The sequence below is a fragment of the Streptomyces sp. SID8352 genome (assembly GCF_009862265.1).
GTDB lineage: Bacteria > Actinomycetota > Actinomycetes > Streptomycetales > Streptomycetaceae > Streptomyces.
In genome coordinates this window covers 1-17,626 of record NZ_WWGX01000020.1, presented here as the reverse complement: position 1 = coordinate 17,626, position 17,626 = coordinate 1, and the positions used below count along the sequence as shown (strand labels likewise).

Annotated in this window: 15 protein-coding genes and 1 pseudogene; 10 read left to right on the top strand and 6 right to left on the bottom strand. The window is 75.3% G+C overall.

The genetic code is table 11. The features are described from left to right. Nucleotides 1–115 precede the first annotated feature (115 nt). Nucleotides 116–1,048 carry a SigB/SigF/SigG family RNA polymerase sigma factor gene (locus tag GTY84_RS05120; RefSeq protein ID WP_161224895.1) on the bottom strand — a complete coding sequence of 311 codons (933 nt, stop codon included), beginning with the start codon at nucleotides 1,046–1,048 and terminating at the stop codon, nucleotides 116–118. A 362-nt stretch (nucleotides 1,049–1,410) separates the two neighbouring features. Between GTY84_RS05120 and GTY84_RS05115 the strand changes: the two genes are divergently transcribed. The 3 genes and pseudogenes from GTY84_RS05115 to GTY84_RS05105 all read left to right on the top strand — a co-directional run bounded on the left by GTY84_RS05115 (nucleotide 1,411) and on the right by GTY84_RS05105 (nucleotide 3,019). Next, nucleotides 1,411–1,638 carry a hypothetical protein gene (locus GTY84_RS05115; RefSeq protein WP_161224894.1) on the top strand — a complete coding sequence of 76 codons (228 nt, stop codon included), beginning with the start codon at nucleotides 1,411–1,413 and terminating at the stop codon, nucleotides 1,636–1,638. Nucleotides 1,639–1,771: 133 nt separating this feature from the next. After that, a pseudogene (locus GTY84_RS05110) lies at nucleotides 1,772–2,138 on the top strand (ornithine decarboxylase); the annotation flags it as partial. 425 nt (nucleotides 2,139–2,563) lie between these two features. After that, nucleotides 2,564–3,019: a cyclic nucleotide-binding domain-containing protein gene (locus GTY84_RS05105; RefSeq protein WP_161224893.1), complete on the top strand. Its 456-nt coding sequence runs from the start codon at nucleotides 2,564–2,566 to the stop codon at nucleotides 3,017–3,019. Between the two features lie 52 nt (nucleotides 3,020–3,071). On the opposite strand, the gene GTY84_RS05100 is transcribed toward GTY84_RS05105, so the two are convergent. Together GTY84_RS05100 and GTY84_RS05095 are read right to left on the bottom strand one after the other, a co-directional pair. Continuing rightward, nucleotides 3,072–4,430, bottom strand: a complete 1,359-nt coding sequence (locus GTY84_RS05100) for an MFS transporter (RefSeq protein ID WP_161224892.1) — start codon at nucleotides 4,428–4,430, stop codon at nucleotides 3,072–3,074. A gap of 191 nt (nucleotides 4,431–4,621) precedes the next feature. Further along, a complete protein-coding gene (locus GTY84_RS05095) occupies nucleotides 4,622–5,236 on the bottom strand; it encodes a LysE/ArgO family amino acid transporter (protein ID WP_161224891.1) in 615 nt (204 codons plus the stop codon). Between GTY84_RS05095 and GTY84_RS05090 the strand changes: the two genes are divergently transcribed. Then, nucleotides 5,235–6,248, top strand: coding sequence for a LysR family transcriptional regulator ArgP (locus GTY84_RS05090; RefSeq protein ID WP_161224890.1), 1,014 nt, complete (start codon nucleotides 5,235–5,237; stop codon nucleotides 6,246–6,248). The two genes, GTY84_RS05095 and GTY84_RS05090, sit on opposite strands and share 2 nt — an antisense overlap. Nucleotides 6,249–6,559: 311 nt before the next feature. Here the strand turns inward: GTY84_RS05090 and vph are convergent, their stop codons facing one another. Then, nucleotides 6,560–7,414 carry a viomycin phosphotransferase gene (gene vph / locus GTY84_RS05085; RefSeq protein WP_161224889.1) on the bottom strand — a complete coding sequence of 285 codons (855 nt, stop codon included), beginning with the start codon at nucleotides 7,412–7,414 and terminating at the stop codon, nucleotides 6,560–6,562. Nucleotides 7,415–8,690: 1,276 nt separating this feature from the next. Between vph and GTY84_RS05080 the strand changes: the two genes are divergently transcribed. Then, the gene (locus GTY84_RS05080; RefSeq protein WP_161224888.1) at nucleotides 8,691–8,939 is read left to right on the top strand and encodes a WhiB family transcriptional regulator; all 249 of its coding nucleotides are present in this window, start codon (nucleotides 8,691–8,693) and stop codon (nucleotides 8,937–8,939) included. Between the two features lie 206 nt (nucleotides 8,940–9,145). Next, a complete protein-coding gene (locus GTY84_RS05075; RefSeq protein WP_161224887.1) occupies nucleotides 9,146–9,499 on the top strand; it encodes a DUF488 family protein in 354 nt (117 codons plus the stop codon). A 129-nt stretch (nucleotides 9,500–9,628) separates the two neighbouring features. On the opposite strand, the gene GTY84_RS05070 is transcribed toward GTY84_RS05075, so the two are convergent. Further along, the gene (locus GTY84_RS05070) at nucleotides 9,629–11,302 is read right to left on the bottom strand and encodes an FAD-binding dehydrogenase (protein ID WP_161224886.1); all 1,674 of its coding nucleotides are present in this window, start codon (nucleotides 11,300–11,302) and stop codon (nucleotides 9,629–9,631) included. A 312-nt stretch (nucleotides 11,303–11,614) separates the two neighbouring features. Between GTY84_RS05070 and GTY84_RS05065 the strand changes: the two genes are divergently transcribed. The 4 genes from GTY84_RS05065 to GTY84_RS05050 all read left to right on the top strand — a co-directional run bounded on the left by GTY84_RS05065 (nucleotide 11,615) and on the right by GTY84_RS05050 (nucleotide 16,632). Continuing rightward, entirely contained in the window at nucleotides 11,615–12,244 is a 630-nt protein-coding gene (locus GTY84_RS05065; protein ID WP_161224885.1) for an alpha-ketoglutarate-dependent dioxygenase AlkB, read from the top strand. Between the two features lie 716 nt (nucleotides 12,245–12,960). Continuing rightward, entirely contained in the window at nucleotides 12,961–13,707 is a 747-nt protein-coding gene (locus GTY84_RS05060) for an MBL fold metallo-hydrolase (RefSeq protein WP_161224884.1), read from the top strand. A gap of 9 nt (nucleotides 13,708–13,716) precedes the next feature. After that, complete coding sequence (locus GTY84_RS05055; RefSeq protein WP_161224883.1) at nucleotides 13,717–14,997, top strand: DUF4032 domain-containing protein; 1,281 nt, start codon at nucleotides 13,717–13,719, stop codon at nucleotides 14,995–14,997. Between the two features lie 570 nt (nucleotides 14,998–15,567). Further along, nucleotides 15,568–16,632, top strand: coding sequence for a 2,3-butanediol dehydrogenase (locus GTY84_RS05050; RefSeq protein ID WP_161224882.1), 1,065 nt, complete (start codon nucleotides 15,568–15,570; stop codon nucleotides 16,630–16,632). Nucleotides 16,633–16,655: 23 nt separating this feature from the next. On the opposite strand, the gene GTY84_RS05045 is transcribed toward GTY84_RS05050, so the two are convergent. Then, nucleotides 16,656–17,540: an IS5 family transposase gene (locus GTY84_RS05045; protein ID WP_161224881.1), complete on the bottom strand. Its 885-nt coding sequence runs from the start codon at nucleotides 17,538–17,540 to the stop codon at nucleotides 16,656–16,658. Between the last annotated feature and the right edge of the window lie 86 nt (nucleotides 17,541–17,626).

Below are 17,626 nucleotides of genomic sequence, written 5' to 3'. Positions count from 1 at the left end.
TCCGTCCAGGGGCCCCCGGCCAGTGGGCGCGGGCCAGTTCCGCGTACGCGTCGTTCAGGGCGCGCGGGCCGTCCCGCACGGCCCGGGGAGGGGGCCGGAGCGAGCGTCCGTGCGGTCAGGGCCGGGACGGACGGCCCGGTCCCCGGCCACCGGGGCGGCGTCCCGTCGCCTCGTCGCGCACCCGGGCGCAGCTCCGGCTGATCAGACGCGAGACGTGCATCTGCGAGATGCCCAGCCGGTCGGCTATGCGGCTCTGCGTCATGTCCTCGAAGAAGCGCATGTACAGGATGGCGCGCTCGCGCTCGGGCAGCCGGCGCAGCCCCTCCTTGGCGGACTCCCGGTCGATCACGACGTCGTACGAGGCGTCCGCCGAGCCGAGGGTGTCGGCGAGGCTGTAGCCGTCGTCCCCGCCCGCCAGCTCGGCGTCGAGCGAGAGGGTGCTGAAGCTCTCCAGCGCCTCCATCCCGGCGCCGACCTCGTCCTCGGTCAGTCCGGTGTGGGCGGCGAGGTCGGCCACCGAAGGCTCGGGGCTGCCGGGGTTCTGGGTCAGCTCGCGCCGGGCCACCCGGACCTTGTTGCGCAGTTCCTGGACACGCCGGGGCACCCGCAGCGCCCACATGCGGTCCCGGAAGTGCCGCTTGACCTCGCCGGTGATCGTGGGCACGGCGTAGCTCTCGAAGGCGCCGCGCTCCGGGTCGAAGCGGTCGACGGCTTTCACCAGTCCGAGGGCGGCCACCTGGCGCAGGTCCTCCAGGGACTCCCCCCGGTCCCGGAAGCGTCCGGCGATCCGGTGGGCCATCGGCAGCCAGGCCCGCACCAGCTCGTCGCGCAGGGCCTCGCGCCGCGGCCCGTCGGGGAGCCCGGCGAGCCGGACGAAGAGCGCGACGGTGTCGGGGGCGTCGTCGTGACGGCGGCGCCCTCCGGCGGTCGGCGGGGCGGCGGGAGCGGCGGTGGAGGACGGCGCGGAGGTGGTGGCAGGGGTGGCCGAAGGGGCCTGGCCCTCGGGGCGGGCCGTACCGGGACGGACGGTGGGGGTTTCAATGAGCATGCGGATTCGCTCCTGAACGGTGGGGTCAGGGGACATTCCGCGGGAACGGCGGTCCGGGACACCCAGGGCGCCGAAGCGGCCGCACCGCTCCCGCTGCTGCGCCTCCGGTCCGAAGCACGACCTTGCGACTGCCCAGGCACCGGTGGGACAAACTCCGCTTCACGGAAAGTCCTCAGTACGGCCCATCCCCCCGGGGCGCCGTCCCTTCTCCCGTGAGACCATCCACCGCGCCCCTCCGGGAGCGGGGGCGCCGCCTCCGGTGACCGCGTCCCCGTCCCCCGGCCCGGCACCCGGGTGCCCCCTTCCCGGTGGAACAGCCGTCCGGGCGCGCATCCGGGCCCGTACGGGGGTACGCGAAGGCCATGACGGATGTTGTGGACTCGGACGAACTGCTGCGCCGCATGCACCGCGCGAGGGCGGTGGCCAAGGAGCAGGTGCGGCTCTGGCGGGCCCGGCACGAGGAACTGCGGGCCACGGACGAGGAGGCCGCGCGGGAGGCCGCGACGCGCACCGTGGCGTACGAGGCGGTGCTGCGGACCCTGGACGAGATCATCGCCCCGGGCCGCCGCCCGTCGTCCCCTCCCCGATGACCGGCCCGGGCCGCCGCGGGTGCGGTCACGGAGGGCTGCGGGGATTGGACCGGCGGTGCCGGGTGACCCGGTGGGCATGACACGCAGCCCCGGCCCCGACCACACCCGTGCCCCCGTGCTCGACGCCCTCACCGACGACCGCGGGACCGCGGGGGAACTGCTCGCCGCGCTTCGGGACCTGGCCCGCTCCGCACCCGGGTTCCCGCCCGCGTCGGCGCCGGCCGTGCCGGAAGCGGCGGAGCTGAGGATGCCGCAGGCGCGTCTCCCCCGTGACGCCTACTTCGGCCCGGTCGAGGACGTGCCGCTGGAGCGGGCGGCCGGGCCATCGCGGCGGAGATGATCACGCCGTACCCCCGGGCATCCCGGCCGTGCTGCCGGGCGAGCGGCTGTCCGGTCCGGTGCTCCGGTACCTCAGCGACGGCCTGCCGGCCGGAATGTATCCGCCCGACCCGGCCGACCCGGCCCTCAGGACGGTCCGGGTCACCGCCGAGGGGACGTGACGCCGGTCGCGGCGTACGGCTCCGCGGGTGCTCCGGCACCCGCGTGCGGACCGGGGCCCCGGGGTCCGTGGCGACTCCGGAACCGCCGGGCGGAGGCGGTGAGGTGAAACAGGTCACGCGACCTGCTTCAGGGTTAGCGAAATGGCCGAAAATCGTTTAGCGTTCACACACACGTGGCGACGGGGTCGACCGGAACATCCCCCGTACGTCACCGCTGACGGCCCTGGCTGGCTTCCCCCGTCCAGCCAGGGCTTTTTTCCTGCCCGGACGCCCCCGGCGCCGCAGGGACGCGCCCCGCGGGCCGGGAGGGCGCGAGGCGGGCGGGGCTTTCCCCGGTGGCCGGGAGCCGCCGACGTGCCCCGAACGGCGGCGGCCGGTGCAATGGCTGTGGGAGCACCGTCAACGCCGCCGGTGAGGAGCACCTCATGACCAAAGCCATCAAGCTGCTGACCGCCGTCCCCCATCCCCAGCGCGAGCGGCTGATGGAGCTGGCACGGGAGGTCTCCTTCCCCGAGGACGCCCGCATCTTCGAGGTCGGCGGAAGGGCCGACCGCTTCTGGGTCATCCGGTCCGGCGCGGTGTCGCTGGCCCAGCAGGTTACCCCGCTGCAGCGGGTGACCGTGGCCAGCCTCGGCGTCGGGGACCTGCTCGGCTGGTCCTGGCTGTTCCCGCCGTACGAGTGGGACTTCGGCGCCGAGGCGTTCAGCCCGGTGCGGGCCTACGAGTTCGAGGCGGAACCGGTGCTCGCCCTGTGCGAGGAGGACCCCCGGCTCGGGGTCGTGCTGGTGCGCAGCGTCGCGGAGATCCTCGCCCACCGCCTGGAGACCACCCGGGGGCAGCTCATGGACCACTACGCCGCCCACGGGCACGGAGTCCTCTGAGAGCCGCCCCTCCCGGGCCGGCCGGAACCGGGCGGCGCGGGCGCACGGCCGGTCAGACGCGGTAGCGGCGCAGCGCGGGCACCGCGGCGGCCAGTGCCAGCATCAGCACCACGACCAGCAGACCGCCGCCCGCCACGGCCTCGCGCGCGCCGACGGCGGAGCCCGCCCCGCCGTGCAGCACGTCCGCCAGACGCGGGCCGCCCGCGACGACGACCGTGAACACGCCCTGCATACGTCCGCGCATCTCGTCGGTCGCGGCCGACAGCAGGATCGCCCCCCGGAACACCATCGACACCATGTCCGCGATCCCGGCGACGGCCAGGAACGCCACCCCGACCCAGAGGTTGCCGCTCAGCCCGAAACCGGTGATGGCCAGGCCCCAGACGACGACGGAGCCGATCACCATCCAGCCGTGCCGCCGGGCCCGGGAGAAGGTGCCGGAGAACAGCCCGCCGACCACCGCGCCGATGGGAATGGCCGCGAACAGCAGCCCCAGGGCGAGCCCCTCCCCGTAGGGGGCGTAGGTCTCGGAGGCGAGTTGGGGGAAGAGGGCGCGGGGCATGCCGAGGACCATGGCGATGATGTCGGCCACGAAGGAGAGCAGCAGCACGGCGTGCCCGGCGATGTAGCGGAACCCGGCGGCTATCTCCCGCACGCCCGCGCGCCGGGCGACCCCCGAGGTCAGCGGCGGCAGGGCGGGCAGCCGGTGGACGGCCCACACGGTGACGCAGAGCGCCAGCGCGTCGATGAGGTACAGCTCCGCCAGCCCGATCACGGGTATCAGGGCACCCGCGAGCAGCGGCCCCGCCACCTGGCCGATCTGCATCACGGTGGTGCCCAGCGCGTTGGCCGCGGGCAGTTCGTCCTCCGGGACGAGGCGCGCGATGGAGGCGTTGCGCGCGGGCGCGTTCAGCCCCCAGAAGGCCTGTTGCAGCGCGAGCAGCACCATCAGGACGGCGACCGACCCCGTGCCGGTGACGGCCTGCGCCCAGAACAGCAGCGAGGTGACGGCGATGCCGGTGTTGGTGATCAGCAGCAGCTTGCGCCGGTCCATGGCGTCGGCGACGGCACCGCCCCACAGGGCGAACACGATCAACGGAAGCAGACCGGCGAGGCTCGCGGCGCCGACCCAGGCGGAGGAGCCGGTGATGTCGTAGATCTGCTTGGGCACGGCGACCGCGGTGAGCTGGCTGCCGACGGCCGTCACGATGGTGGAGGTCCACAGGCGCCGGTAGGCGGGGCGACGCAGGGGCCGGGTGTCCATGGCCCAGCGGCCCGGTCCGCGCCGCCGGGGCGTCTTCGCGCCCGGGGTCCCGGCGCCCGGCTCCCCCGGAGGTGCGGCGGGCTCCCGGGCCGGTCCCCCGGCGGGGTCCTCCGGCCGGGGTTCGGTACTGCTCTCGCTGGTGTCCACGGCTTCCCATGCGGTCGGTGCGTACGTCGGCTGCGGGGTTCACTATCGCAGCCGCCCCTCGGCGCCCCGGAGCCGACCGGAGCGGAACGGGGCAGACCGGGCGGGACGGGGGCGGAAGCGAGGCGTGGCCCTGGGCGGGACGGGGCGCGGGGCGTGCGGTCGGCGCGGCCCCGGGCGGGAGCGCCGGCCGGTCAGGCCCCGGCGATCAGGGTGACGCCGAGAACGGTCATGGTGGCGGCGACCAGGGCGTCCAGGATCCGCCAGGCCGCGGGGCGGGCCAGGAAGCGGCCGAGGCCCCGGGCGCCGAATCCCAGCGCGGCGAACCAGCAGAGGCTGGCCAGCGCGGCCCCCAGCCCGAACGTCCAGCGCAGCGGTCCCCGGTCGGCGGCGACGGACCCCAGCAGGAGGACGGTGTCGAGGTAGACGTGCGGGTTGAGCCAGGTCAGCGCCAGGCAGGTGAGCACCGCCCGCCGCCGCGACCCGGCCGCCTCACCGTCCGCGCCGAGCACCCCGGCGGGACGCAGCACCCGCCGGGCGGCCAGGGCGGCGTAGCCGAGCAGGAAGACGCCGCCGACCCAGCCGACCACGGTCATGGCCCCGGGCCGGGCCGCCACGACCGCCCCGACCCCGGCGACGCCCAGGGCGATGAGGACGGCGTCGGACAGGGCGCAGATGCCCACCACCGCGAGAACGGCGTCCCGGCGGACGCCCTGGCGCAGGACGAAGGCGTTCTGGGCGCCGATGGCGACGATGAGCGACAGTCCGGTGCCGAATCCGGCCGCCGCCGCGGTCAGGGCGTTGGTCATGACCGCGACGCTAGGGCGGACGATCACCCGGCGTCCAACTAAAGATCCTCACGTATCTTTAGCAGAATTCAAGGAGGCGGTGGACGTGGGCACGGCTGCGGGCACGGGGGCGGGGACGTCGGCGGCGGATCTTCCGCTGGACCAGGTGCGGACCCTGCTGGCCGTGGTGGACGAGGGCACGTTCGACGCGGCCGCCGCCGCCCTGCACGTCACGCCGTCCGCCGTGAGCCAGCGGGTGAAGGCGCTGGAGCAGCGCACGGGCCGGGTGCTGCTGCTGCGCACCAAACCGGTGCGGCCCACCGAGTCCGGCGCGGTGCTGGTCCGGCTCGCCCGCCAGGTCGCCCGGCTGGAGCGGGACGCGCACGCGGAGCTGGGGCTCAGCGGGGCGGGTGAGCCGACCCGGGTGTCGGTGGCGGTCAACGCCGACTCGCTGGCGACCTGGTTCCTGACGGCGGTCGCCCGCCTGCCCCGCGATCCCGGGCTCTGTTTCGAGCTGCGCCGGGAGGACGAGAGCCATACGGCGGCCCTGCTGCGGGAGGGCGTGGTGATGGCTGCGGTGACCTCCTCACCCGACCCGGTGCCGGGGTGCGCCGTGCGCTCCCTGGGCCGGATGCGCTATCTGCCGTGCGCGGCGCCGGAGTTCGCCGCGCGGTTTCTCGCGGGTCCGCTGCGGGGAGCGCTGACGGCGGCCCCGGTGGTGGTCTTCGACCGGCGGGACGACTTCCAGGACGCCTTCGCCCGGCGGCTGGGACTGCCCGGGGCGGGCTCCGCGCGGCATCATGTGCCGACCTCGGAGGGGTTCGTCGAGGCCGTCGCCGCGGGGCTCGGCTGGGGCATGGTGCCCGAGTCGCAGGCCCACCCGCTGCTGCGCCGGGGACGGTTGGTGGACTTCGCGCCGGACCGGGCGGTGGAGGTGCCGCTGTACTGGCAGCAGTGGAAGCTGGACTCGCCCGCGCTGGCGGCGGTGGCCCGGGCGGTGACGGCGACGGCGGCGGAGGCGCTCCGGCAGTGACCCGCCGCCCGCCCCCTCGCGTTCCCAGGCTCCCCCCGCTCCCCGGCTCCCCGGCTCGTCCCATCTGCCCGACTCGTCCCACCTGTCCGGCTCCTCCGACGCCCCCGGCTTCCCGGCTTCCCGGCTTCCCGGCTTCCCGGCTTCCCGGCTTCCCGGCTTCCCGGCTTCCCGGCTTCCCGGCTTCCCGGCTTCCCGGCTTCCCGGCTTCCCGGCGGATGGTTCGGCGAGGAAAGAACTGGTGCCGCGACCGCTCGGGTTCACCGGTTGCCGTCGCTGTGGAGTGCTCGACGCGGCTGATGTGCCGGTGTGCCTCAGCGGTAGTCGGCCAGGCCGTCCGCGAGTTCCTCTTCGTCACCGTCGCGGATTGCGGAGAGGGCTTGCTGCAGGGCGAATGTGCCGCGGATCGCGGCGACGCGGGTGCGGAGTCCGCGGTCCGACCGGCCGCCGAGGGCGAGCACCCGCTCCAGGAACTCGGGGCCGTGGCCGGCGCTGATGGCCGCGAGGTCCTCGGCCGGGTCGCTGAGCACGACGTCGTCCCAGTCGAGCACTCCGGAGAGGCGCGGCAGGCCGTGCCTCCACTCCCATAGGACGTTCTCGGCACCGAGGTCGCCGTGCACCACCGCTCGGGTGAGGTGGGGAAGGCCGTCGAGCGCTGCGAGTTCCCGCTCGGCCCGCAGGCGTCCGCCGTCGGACATGAGCGGGAGCAGTTCCGCGCGTACGTTCTCCGCGAACCGCCGCCACTGGCCCTCCGCCGCACGAGGCAGAACCGCTCGCACGGCCTCATCGGTGCCGGCACGGGCCAGAGCGGACAGCAGCACGGCGTACTGCGCCGCCACGGTGTCGACCACTCGGGCCTCGTCGAGGGCGTCGGTCTCCAGCGGTTCCCCGGGAATGCGGCTGAGTACCAGGAACGGCGCCCCGTCGGTGCCGCCCTGGAGCAGCGGCTCGGGTGTGCGGAAGCCGAGGTCGAGGCCGGCGAGCGCGTGCAGTGCGACGGCCCGCTGGGGCAGGCGGGCGGCCGCTGCCCGGGTGCGGGGCAGGCACACAACGCGGTCCGAACCGATGACCACGACGTGGAACTGCCCCTGGCGTACTGCCAGGTCGTCCGGTTGGTCGTCGGGCAGCAGACGGCTCAGCAGAGCGCGATGCGTCGTACGGATGCTCACGAGTGTCCTCTGGTTCCTTCGCTGGGTCGGAGGCGGTGTGCGCGAAGCGTCGTCGGGCCGCACCGGCGAGCGGGCGTCCGCCCCGGCGAATGCCCTTCTCCTCGCGGAAGCGGGCACGTTCTCGGCGTTGTGCGGCGAGGAGGCCGGATGGAGGGCGCCGGCGTCGCGCCATCGCGGACGGCAGTGCAGGGCCCTGGGGCTGCGCGGGACGGCTGCGATGGTTCGAGTCGGCCGAGGGGAACCGCCGCAGGGGGCCGACGTGGGTCTCGATCGGGTTGGCCCGGGAGGCGCGGGGCGGGGTGGAGCACGGCTCGGCCTCGCACTTCTTCGCCCGGTGGCGGATGTCCTGACCGGTGTGGGAGGACAGGTGTCCGGGGTGACGCGGATCGGTGCGCCGTCGGTCCGGGCGGCGCGGACCGACTTCAGCGCGGCCAGGGCATCGGCGGCGCCCTTGCGGCGGTTGACGCCCCGCAGCCGGTCGTCGCCGAACCGGCGGACGGGACGGCCTCCCGCCCGGTGAGGGCCCGGACAGTGCGGTCCGATCTCGTTGAAACCGCTGGATCACGTCCCGCACCGTGTCCCGGTGCCAGTCTGGCCTGTACCGGCCGGGCAGACACCGGGACACGGTTCCCACCGGCGGACGCGAGCAGCGTCGTCGCCCGCCGACGGCGCGCCGGGCTCGTACTGCCCCGGCGCACGATCCGCTGCGGTTTCCGCCCCTCCTGGTCGGTCGGTCTGCGTATCGCACAGCCTCGGCCACCACACCTCCAGCGGTCGGAACGGACGTCCACCGCCCATCCAACCGCTCCGAGCGCCGACCCGGCGAACCCTCCCGGTCAGAGCACCAGTCGGGCCCCGCCACGCGAAGGGGCGCGTCCGGCGGGGCCGGAGACCGCTCCGGGCGGTGCACCCGCTCCGGGCCCGGCGGCCCCGCCCGTGGCCGTCCGTCGGCCACCGCCCGCGCGTACGCCCGCCGTTCACTGCGCCGGGCCGTCGGCGCGGCGCGGGCGTCGCCGGTGCCGGACGGCCGACGGGCCGGGGCGGGTCGGGTCAGATGGGGCCGAGTCGGGCCGGACCGGGTCGGGTCGGGCCGGACCGGGTCGGGTCGGGCCGGACCGGGTCGGGTGTGAACGGACGCCTCGCGCACCGCCGTTCTGTGAACGGAAGATGTCCTTTCGGCCGCCGCGGCCCCGTTTCGTCCCCGGGCCGGGAGGTGACCCGGGGGTGAGCAAGGCGTTCGCGAGGGCGCGAAGGACATCGACCGCAGGTGGCTTTGATGGAGAACTGGCGACAGCACGCCGCGTGCCGCACCGAGGACCCCGACCTGTTCTTCCCGATCGGCACCACCGGCCCCGCGCTGGTGCAGACCGAGCGGGCGAAGGCGGTCTGCGCCCGGTGCGCGGTGCGGGAGGAGTGCCTCCGGTGGGCGCTCGGCACCGAGCGGACCCTCGGGGTGTGGGGCGGGACGGACGAGGCGGAGCGCCGCACCCTCCGGCGCCGGGCGGCGCGGCGCGGTGCGGGCTGACCGCCTCCCTGCGCCCCGGGTCCGGGACCCGGCGCCGCCGCCGGACCGGAGCGGGGCACGACCGCCCGTCCCGCCCCCAACGGTTCGGCCGTGCGCGCCCCGCGCCCGAACCGGCCCTGCCCCCGAACGGGCCAACACGGGGCCCTCCCCGGGGCGGGGGCGGACGTAGGCTCGCCGGAGCAGCGTCCCCGTGGAGAGGAACGACCATGACCGTGCGGGTGCGCCGCATCTACGATCCGCCCGAGCCCGACGACGGCGTGCGCGTCCTCGTCGACCGGCTGTGGCCGCGAGGTGTGGCGAAGGACGCGGCGCACATCGACGAGTGGCCCAAGGGGCTCACCCCGTCGACCGAACTGCGCCGCTGGTACCACGGGGGCGGCGGCTCCTACGACGAGTTCGTCGAGCGCTACGAGGCGGAGCTGACCGCCCCCGAGGCGGCCCGGCTGCTCGACCATGTGCGGGAGCTGGCCCGCGCGGGCGATGTGACGCTGCTGACCGCGTCCACGTCCCCCGACGAGAGCCAGGCGTCCGTGCTGCTCCGTCTGCTCGACCGGAGATGACCCCCGGCCCCGCCGCGCGGGGGAGCGCGGCACGGGGCGGGCGTCCAGGTCCGTGCCGACGTCCGGAGACGGGCGGGTGCCGTGGGCGGCAGGGGCCCCGGCCGCGGGTGCGGAAGCGGGCGCGCGGCGTCAGGTGGTGTTCCGGGCCGCGGCGCGCCCCGCGGCTCGGCCGGAGAACAGGCAGCCGCCGAGGAAGGTGCCCTCCAGCGCGTTGTAGCCGTGCACCCCGCCGCCGCCGAAGCCCGCCACCTCCCCGGCGGCGTAGAGGCCGTCCACGGGGGTGCCGTCGGCTCCGAGGGCGCGGGAGTCCAGGTCGGTCTGGATGCCGCCGAGGGTCTTGCGGGTGAGGGTGTGCAGCCTGACCGCGATCAGCGGACCGGCCGCCGGGTCGAGCAGCCGGTGCGGGGAGGCGACCCGGCCGAGGCGGTCACCGAGGTAGCGGCGGGCGTTGCGGATGTCCTGGACCTGGGCGTCCTTGGCGAAGGGATGGGCGATCTGGAGGTCGCGGGCCTCGATCTGGCGCCGGACGGCGGCGGCGTCCAGGAGCGGTTCGCCGGTCAGCCCGTTCATCGCGTCCACCAGCCGTTCCAGGTCGGGCGCGGTCACGAAGTCGGCGCCCCTGCGCAGGAAGGCGTCCACGGGGGCCGGGGCGCCCTTGCCGAGGAGGCGTTCGCGCAGGAAGCCCGCGCGGTCCTTGGCGGTGATGTCCGGGTTCTGCTCGGAGCCCGACAGGGCGAACTCCTTCTCGGCGATCCGCCGGGTGAGCACGAACCAGGAGTGGTCGTGCCCGGCCGGGCCGTCGGCGGTGCGCAGATGACGCAGGGTGCCCAGGGTGTCGTGGCCGGGCAGGCACGGCGCGGGCAGCCGGCGGCCGAGGGCGTCGAACCACATCGACGACGGCCCCGCCAGGACGCGTATGCCGTGTCCGGGCCAGACGGGGTCCCAGGCGCGCACGCCCTCGGTGTAGTGCCACATCCGGTCCCGGTTGACCAGCCGGGCCCCGGCCGCCTCGCTGATGCCGAGCATCCGCCCGTCCACGTGGGCGGGTACGCCGGTGAGCATCCGGGCGGGCGGGGTGCCCAGGCGCTCGGGCCAGTGGCGGCGCACCAGCGCGTGGTCGGCGCCGATGCCGCCGGAGGCGACGATCACGGCCCCGGCGGTGAGCACGAACCCGCCGTCCGCCTCACGGCTGGAGGCCACGCCCCGGGGCGCGTCGTCCGCGGCGAGGACCGTGCCGCGCACCCCCGTGACGGCGCCCCCCTCGACGAGGAGAGCGTCGACACGGTGGCGGTGGTGGAAGGTGAGCAGTCCGTCCCGGGCGGCCTGCCGGGCGTATCGGACGAAGGGCTCGACGACGCCCGTGCCGGTGCCCCAGGCGACGTGGAAGCGGGGCACCGAGTTGCCGTGGCCCCCGGCCGTGAGATCGCCGCGCTCGGCCCAGCCCACGGTGGGCAGGAAGCCGACGCCGTGTCCGGCCAGCCAGGAGCGCTTCTCCCCCGCCGCCCACTCGACGTAGGCCCGCGCCCAGCGCACCGCCCAGGAGTCCTCGTCGTCGGTCCGGTCGAACCCGGCGCTCCCCAGCCAGTCGCTCCAGGCCAGCTCGAATGAGTCCCTGACGCCCAGGCGGCGCTGCTCCGGCGAGTCGACGAGGAAGAGACCGCCGAAGGACCAGAAGGCCTGGCCGCCGAGGTTGGCGGCGTTCTCCTGGTCGACCAGGGCGACCCTGCGGCCCCGGCGGGTCAGCTCGTGGGCGGCGGCCAGTCCCGCCAGTCCCGCTCCGACCACGATGACGTCGGCATCCATGACGACCGTTCCTTCCTCGTCCGTCGCCTCGACGGCGGGTGGGGCGCACCGCGGGCGCGGCACGCGATGTGGCGCGGGGCCCGCGGGGCGGCGGTGGCGGGGCCGACGGGGGGCGGCACGGTGCGCGCACGGCGCCGGCGCCGCCCGGACCGTCCGTTCCGCCATGCCCGCGCGCCGTCGCTCCCTCACCGTCCGTTCCCCGGGGACGCGCCGGACAGGCGAAGCTACCGGATGCGGCGGCGCGCCGGACAGGACCGGGACGGCGATCCCCTCGATTCGAACGTACATTCGAACACGCGGTACGGTGGAGTCATGACCACGCATCTCCAGGGCTCGCTCTTCGACCAGGCCGACGAGGTGCGGCTCGGCCCCCTCGACGGGCTGCGCCGCACGGCTCTCGGCTCCGGCGCGTGGATCGACGTGCTGCCCGGCTGGCTCGGCGGGGCCGACGCGCTGTGCGAGCGGCTGACCGCCGAGGTCCCCTGGCGGGCGGAGCGGCGCGCGATGTACGACCGGGTCGTGGACGTGCCCCGGCTGCTCGCCTTCTACCGCGCGGCCGACCCGCTGCCGTACCCCGTGCTGGACGAGGCGCGCGGGGCCCTGTCCGCGCACTACGCCGGGGAGCTGGGCGAGCCGTTCACCACGGCGGGGCTCTGCCTCTACCGCGACGGACGGGACAGCGTCGCCTGGCACGGCGACCGGCACGGACGCGGCGCCCACCGGGACACCATGGTCGCCATCCTCTCCGTCGGCGCCCCGCGCGATCTGCTGCTGCGTCCGGCGGGCGGGGGCGGCGACACGGTGCGGCGGCCCCTGGGCCACGGCGATCTGATCGTGATGGGCGGCTCCTGCCAGCGCACCTGGGAGCACTGCGTGCCCAAGAGCACCCGCGCGACCGGACCGCGCGTCAGCGTCCAGTTCCGGCCGCACGGCGTGCGCTGAGGGGCGCGCGCCGCCCGGGCGCGGGGCCGGCGGGCACCGCCCCACGTGATTCGGGGCGCGCCTCGCCGGGGTCGCGCGCCGGACGGACGGGTGTGGGCGCGCGACCGCGGCGCGGGGGAGCCGGTCACGCTGACGGAAGCGGGCGCACGCCCCGCGGCGAAGGGGGACGAGTCCCGCGCCGGGCGGCCCGGGACGGGCGCCGCCGGGCCGCCCGGCGCGGGGCCGGGACGACGCGCGGGGCGGGGGACGGCGCGCGGAGCCGGGGACGACGCGCGGGGCCGGGGACGACGCGCGGGGCGGGGCCGGGGACGGCCCGTGGGGCAGCGGTGCGGCACGTCGGGCAGCGGTGCGCAGGGCGTTTCCCGCCCCTACCCGCCTTCCCTTCCCCTCCCCCCGCCGGGCGCCGCACCTCCCCCGTCGCCCGCCCTCACCGCTCTCAGCTCCGTGAGCGCGCGCCGGGCACGGCCGTCCGCGAGGTCGAGGCCGGCCGCTCCGCCGCACCTCCGCGCGCGTACCTCGGACGCCCTCGCGCCCCGCCGCGCATCCACGCCTCCCGCCGACCGCACTCCCGGGCACCGCGACCGTCGTCGGGTACCGGCGCAAAGTCGGCCTCCCGCCGCGCCGACGTGTGCGCGGGGCTCCGGGTCTGGTTGGCTGTCGCCCCCAGCGGTCGCCACGGGAGCGCCGCCGGGCGGTCACCACGAGGCGGGAGAAGCATGCGCGCGGACGTGCGTCGGGTCGCGGAGGGCATCCATCTGGTGCACGGCGGCCACACCAACTGGATCATCCTCACCGAGGGCGACGCCCTCACCCTCATCGACACCGGCTACCCCGCCGACCGGGGCCTGCTGCTGGACTCCCTGGCCGCCGTGGGCGGTTCGCCGGAGGCGGTGGCCGCGGTGCTGATCACCCACGCGCACAACGACCACCTGGGCTCCGCCGAGTACCTGCGCGCCACCCACCGCACCCCGGTCCTCCTGCACGAGGCGGAAGTGCCGCACGCCCGCCGCGACTTCCTCCAGCAGGTCTCCGTCGGCGCGGTGCTGCGCAACGGCTGGCGGCCCGGCGTGCTGCCCTGGGCCGCGCACGTGGTCCGCGCCGGGGGCACCGCGCAGCACCCGGTGGCCGCGCCCGCCGCCTTCCCCTCCCCCGGCCCGCTCGACCTGCCCGGCCGCCCGGTGCCGGTGCACACGCCCGGCCACACGGACGGGCACTGCGCCTACCACCTCCCGCACGCCGGTGTGGTGATCTCCGGGGACGCCCTGGTCAGCGGCCACGCCACCTCCCGCCGCACGGGACCGCAGCTGCTGCCCGCCATGTTCCACCACGACCGGGCCCGCGCCCTCGCCTCCCTGGACGTGCTCGCCGCCCTCGACGGGGACATCCTGCTGCCGGGCCACGGTCCCGTCCACCGCGGCCCGGTGGGGGACGCCGCCCGCCGGGCCCGTGACCGGGCGTTCTAGAGTCTGGGCATGGCCTTGCAGATCAGCGCCACCAACCCGGAGCATCCCGCGCTCCTCCTCGAACTGCCCTGGCAGACACCGCTCGCCGAGTGGCCCGAGGAGTACCTCGTGCCGCTCCCCCGCGGCATCTCCCGCCACGTCGTCCGCTACGCCCGGGCCGGCGACGAGGTGATCGCCGTCAAGGAGCTGGCCGAGCGGCCCGCGCTGCGCGAGTACGGGCTGCTGCGGGACCTGGACCGCCTCACCATCCCCGCGGTGGACGCCCTGGGCGTCGTCACCGGCCGCACCACCGCCGACGGCGGCCCGCTGGAGCCGGTCCTCATCACCCGGCACCTGCGCGGATCGCTGCCGTACCGGTCGATGTTCGAGACGACGATGCGCCCGGCGACCGTGCACCGGCTGATGGACGCGCTGGCCGTGCTGCTGGTGCGGCTGCACCTGGCCGGGTTCGCCTGGGGCGACTGCTCGCTGTCCAACACCCTGTTCCGGCGCGACGCGGGCGCCTACGCGGCCTATCTGGTGGACGCCGAGACCGGCGAGCTGCACCCCCGGCTGAGCGCCGGGCAGCGCGAGTACGACATCGACCTGGCGCGGGTCAACATCAGCGGGGAGCTGCTCGACCTGGAGGCGTCGGGGGCGCTGCACCCGTCCGTCGACCCGGTCGACTTCGGCACGGAGATCTGCGCCCGCTACCAGCGCCTCTGGGAGGAGCTGACCCGCACCTCGGTCTATCCGGCGGGCAAGTACCACTACATCGAGCGCCGCATCCGGCGGCTGAACGACCTCGGCTTCGACGTGGCCGAGATGCAGATCGAGCACGCCTCCAACGGGGACACGGTCACCTTCGTGCCCAAGGTCGTGGACGCCGGGCACCACCAGCGGCAGTTGCTCCGGCTGACCGGGCTGGACGCCGAGGAGAACCAGGCGCGGCGGCTGCTGACCGACCTGGAGTCCTGGATGGCCACCCAGGACGACTACGCCCCGGGCGATCCGCTCGGCGCCCGGCCCGAGGTGCTCGCCCACCGCTGGGTGCGGGAGGTCTTCCGGCCCACCGTGCGGGCGGTGCCGCGCGAGCTGTGGGGCCCCATGGACCCGGCGGAGATCTACTACGAGCTGCTGGAGCGCCGCTGGTACCTGGGCGAACGGGCGCAGCACGACATCGGTCTGGACGCCGCGGTCGCGGACTACGTCGCCAACGTCCTGCCGAAGGCCCGGGAGACCCTGGAGCCGACGGAGGAGTCCCTGCGGACCGACGCGGACCGGACCGGCGCGGACCGGCCCGGCGTCTGACCCGCGCGGCGTCAGCCCCGCCCGGTACCCGACCGGCCCGCTGTCCGACCCGCGGCCCTGGCACCCGGCCGCGGGGCGACCGGCCCGGGGACCCCGCACGCCGGAACCGGGCGCCCGGGTCAGAGTGCCTGAGCGCGGCGCCGGAAGGGGGCCGCCCGCCCGGGGCGGGCGGCACCGCGGGGACGGCGTCGTCGAGGAGGACGGGAAGCGCCGGCCCCGTCGCCGGACCGGCCCCGGGGACGAGTCCGTCGGCCGCTGCGGGCGGCGGTCCGCGAGCGTATCGTGGCGGGGGAGACCGGGGCGCGGCGCATCGCTTCGGACGGGACCCGGCGCGGCGTCGTACCGGCGCGTCCCGGCGTACGCCCGGGTTCCACGGACCCGGTGGCGCGCGGCGCCGCCGACATCCCGCCCGGCGCCGGGTGCGCCGGCGCCGCCCGGGAACCCGGGGCCCGCGCGGGCCTCCGGCCCGGGGACCGCATCGTCAACGGCACGCGCCGTACGGTTCGGCGTCCACCGCGTGGCACGACGCGCGGCACGGTGCGTGCGGAGCAGACGAAGGAGCCACAGCACATGAAGGCTGCACGCTACTACGGCCGGGGGGACATCAGGATCGAGGACATCCCCGAACCCTCCGTCCTGCCGGGCACCGTGGGGATCGATGTCGCCTACTGCGGCATCTGCGGCACGGACCTGCACGAATACCTCGACGGGCCGATCTTCGTCCCGCCGGCCGGTCATCCGCACCCCGTCTCGGGCGAGTCCGCCCCGGTGACGCTCGGCCATGAGATGTCCGGCGTGGTGTACGCGGTGGGCGACGGGGTCGAGGGACTGAAACCGGGCGACCGCGTCGTCGTCGAGCCCTACATCCTACGCCCGGACGTCGACACCAGCGAGAACAATCCGACCTACCACCTCTCCCCCGACATGAACTTCATCGGTCTGGGCGGGCGGGGCGGCGGTCTCGCGGAGAAGATCGTCGTCGAGCGCCGCTGGGTGCACCCGGTCGGCGACATCCCCCTGGACCAGGCGGCGCTGATCGAGCCGCTGTCGGTGGCCTACCACGCGTTCCAGCGGTCGGGGGCGAAGGCGGGCGCCTTCGCGCTCGTCGGCGGCGCGGGCCCCATCGGGCTGCTCACCTGCGCCGTGCTCAAGGCGATGGGCGTCGAGGTCGCGGTCTCCGAACTGAGTCCGCTGCGACGGCAGAAGGCGCTGGACTCCAGGGCCGCCGACCACGCCCTCGACCCCGCCGCCCTGGACGTCGCCGACGAGGTCCGGCGCCTCACCGGCGGCAGGGGTGCGGACGTCGCGTTCGAGGCCACGTCCGTGAACGTCGTCCTCGACACCCTGTTCGACGCGGTGCGGCCGGGCGGCGTCATCACGGTCATCTCGATCTGGGGCAGGCCCGCCTCGGTCGACATGCAGAAGCTCGTCCTCAAGGAGATCGACCTGCGCGGCACCATCGCCTACGTCAACTCCCATCCGCAGACCATCGAACTGGTGCAGGAGGGACGCGTCGACCTGGCGCAGTTCATCACCAGGACCATCGGCCTGGACGACCTGATCGACGAGGGCTTCGACACCCTGATCCACCACAACGAGACGGCCGTCAAGATCCTGGTGGACCCGCACGCCTGAGAAAGTGTTGGGTAACTGGGCGATTACTCGTATTTAAGGTCGTCGGCGAGGCGGCGGGCTGCTTCGGTTTCGATGGGACCGCGCGGTTCGATGTCCTCGCTGGCCAGTCGGGCGGCCATGAGCCGGATCATGGCCACCTTGATCATCGCTTCGGCGTGCGCGGTCTTGCGCTCGTAGTCCCGTGCCAACCGTCTGCACCGTCCCAGCCAGGAGAATGTCCGTTCGACCACCCACCTGCGGGGCAGCGCCTGGAAGCCTTTCACATCCGCGTTGCGCGGCACGGGGACGATCTCGAGGTTCTCGTGTTCGGCAGCCCAGCCGACGAGCGAGGCGTCCACGACGTTGATGTAGCCGCCGTCGGTCCAGACCAGTCCGACCTGCGGGAACAGCTCCCGGATGCCGCCGAGGACCAACTTCGCGCCCGCCCGGTCCTGCACGGAAGCCGAGTGCGCGACCGCCCGCAGCACGAGCCCGCAGGTGTCCACGAGCAGGTGCCGCTTGCGGCCCCGCACGCGTTTGCCCGCGTCGTAGCCGATCGCCTGACCGCCCTGGTGACTGCGGGCCGACTGCGAGTCGAGCACCGCCGCCGACGGCTGCGGATCCCGCCCGTCCGCGCTCCTGACCCGGTCGCGAAGCGCGTCGTGGACCCGGTCCCACGTGCCGTCCGCAGTCCAGGCCCGAAACCAGCGGTAGGCCACGTCCCACGGAGCGAGGTCGTGCGGCACCAGCCTCCAGGCACACCCGCTGACCAGCACATACAACACCGTGTCCACGACCAGACGGCGCGGGAACTTCAACGGCCGGCCACCCCGGCGCGGATCCCGCACCGGCAGCAGTGGCTCGATCACCGCCCACTGAGCATCCGTCAACGACGAGTCATAGGACGGCTTGCACGAACAGACACACATGGTGGTGATCTTCACGGAAACCCCGACCGCAAAGATCACCACCAGCACATCACAGAACGCAGTCGATCACTTACCCAACACTTTCT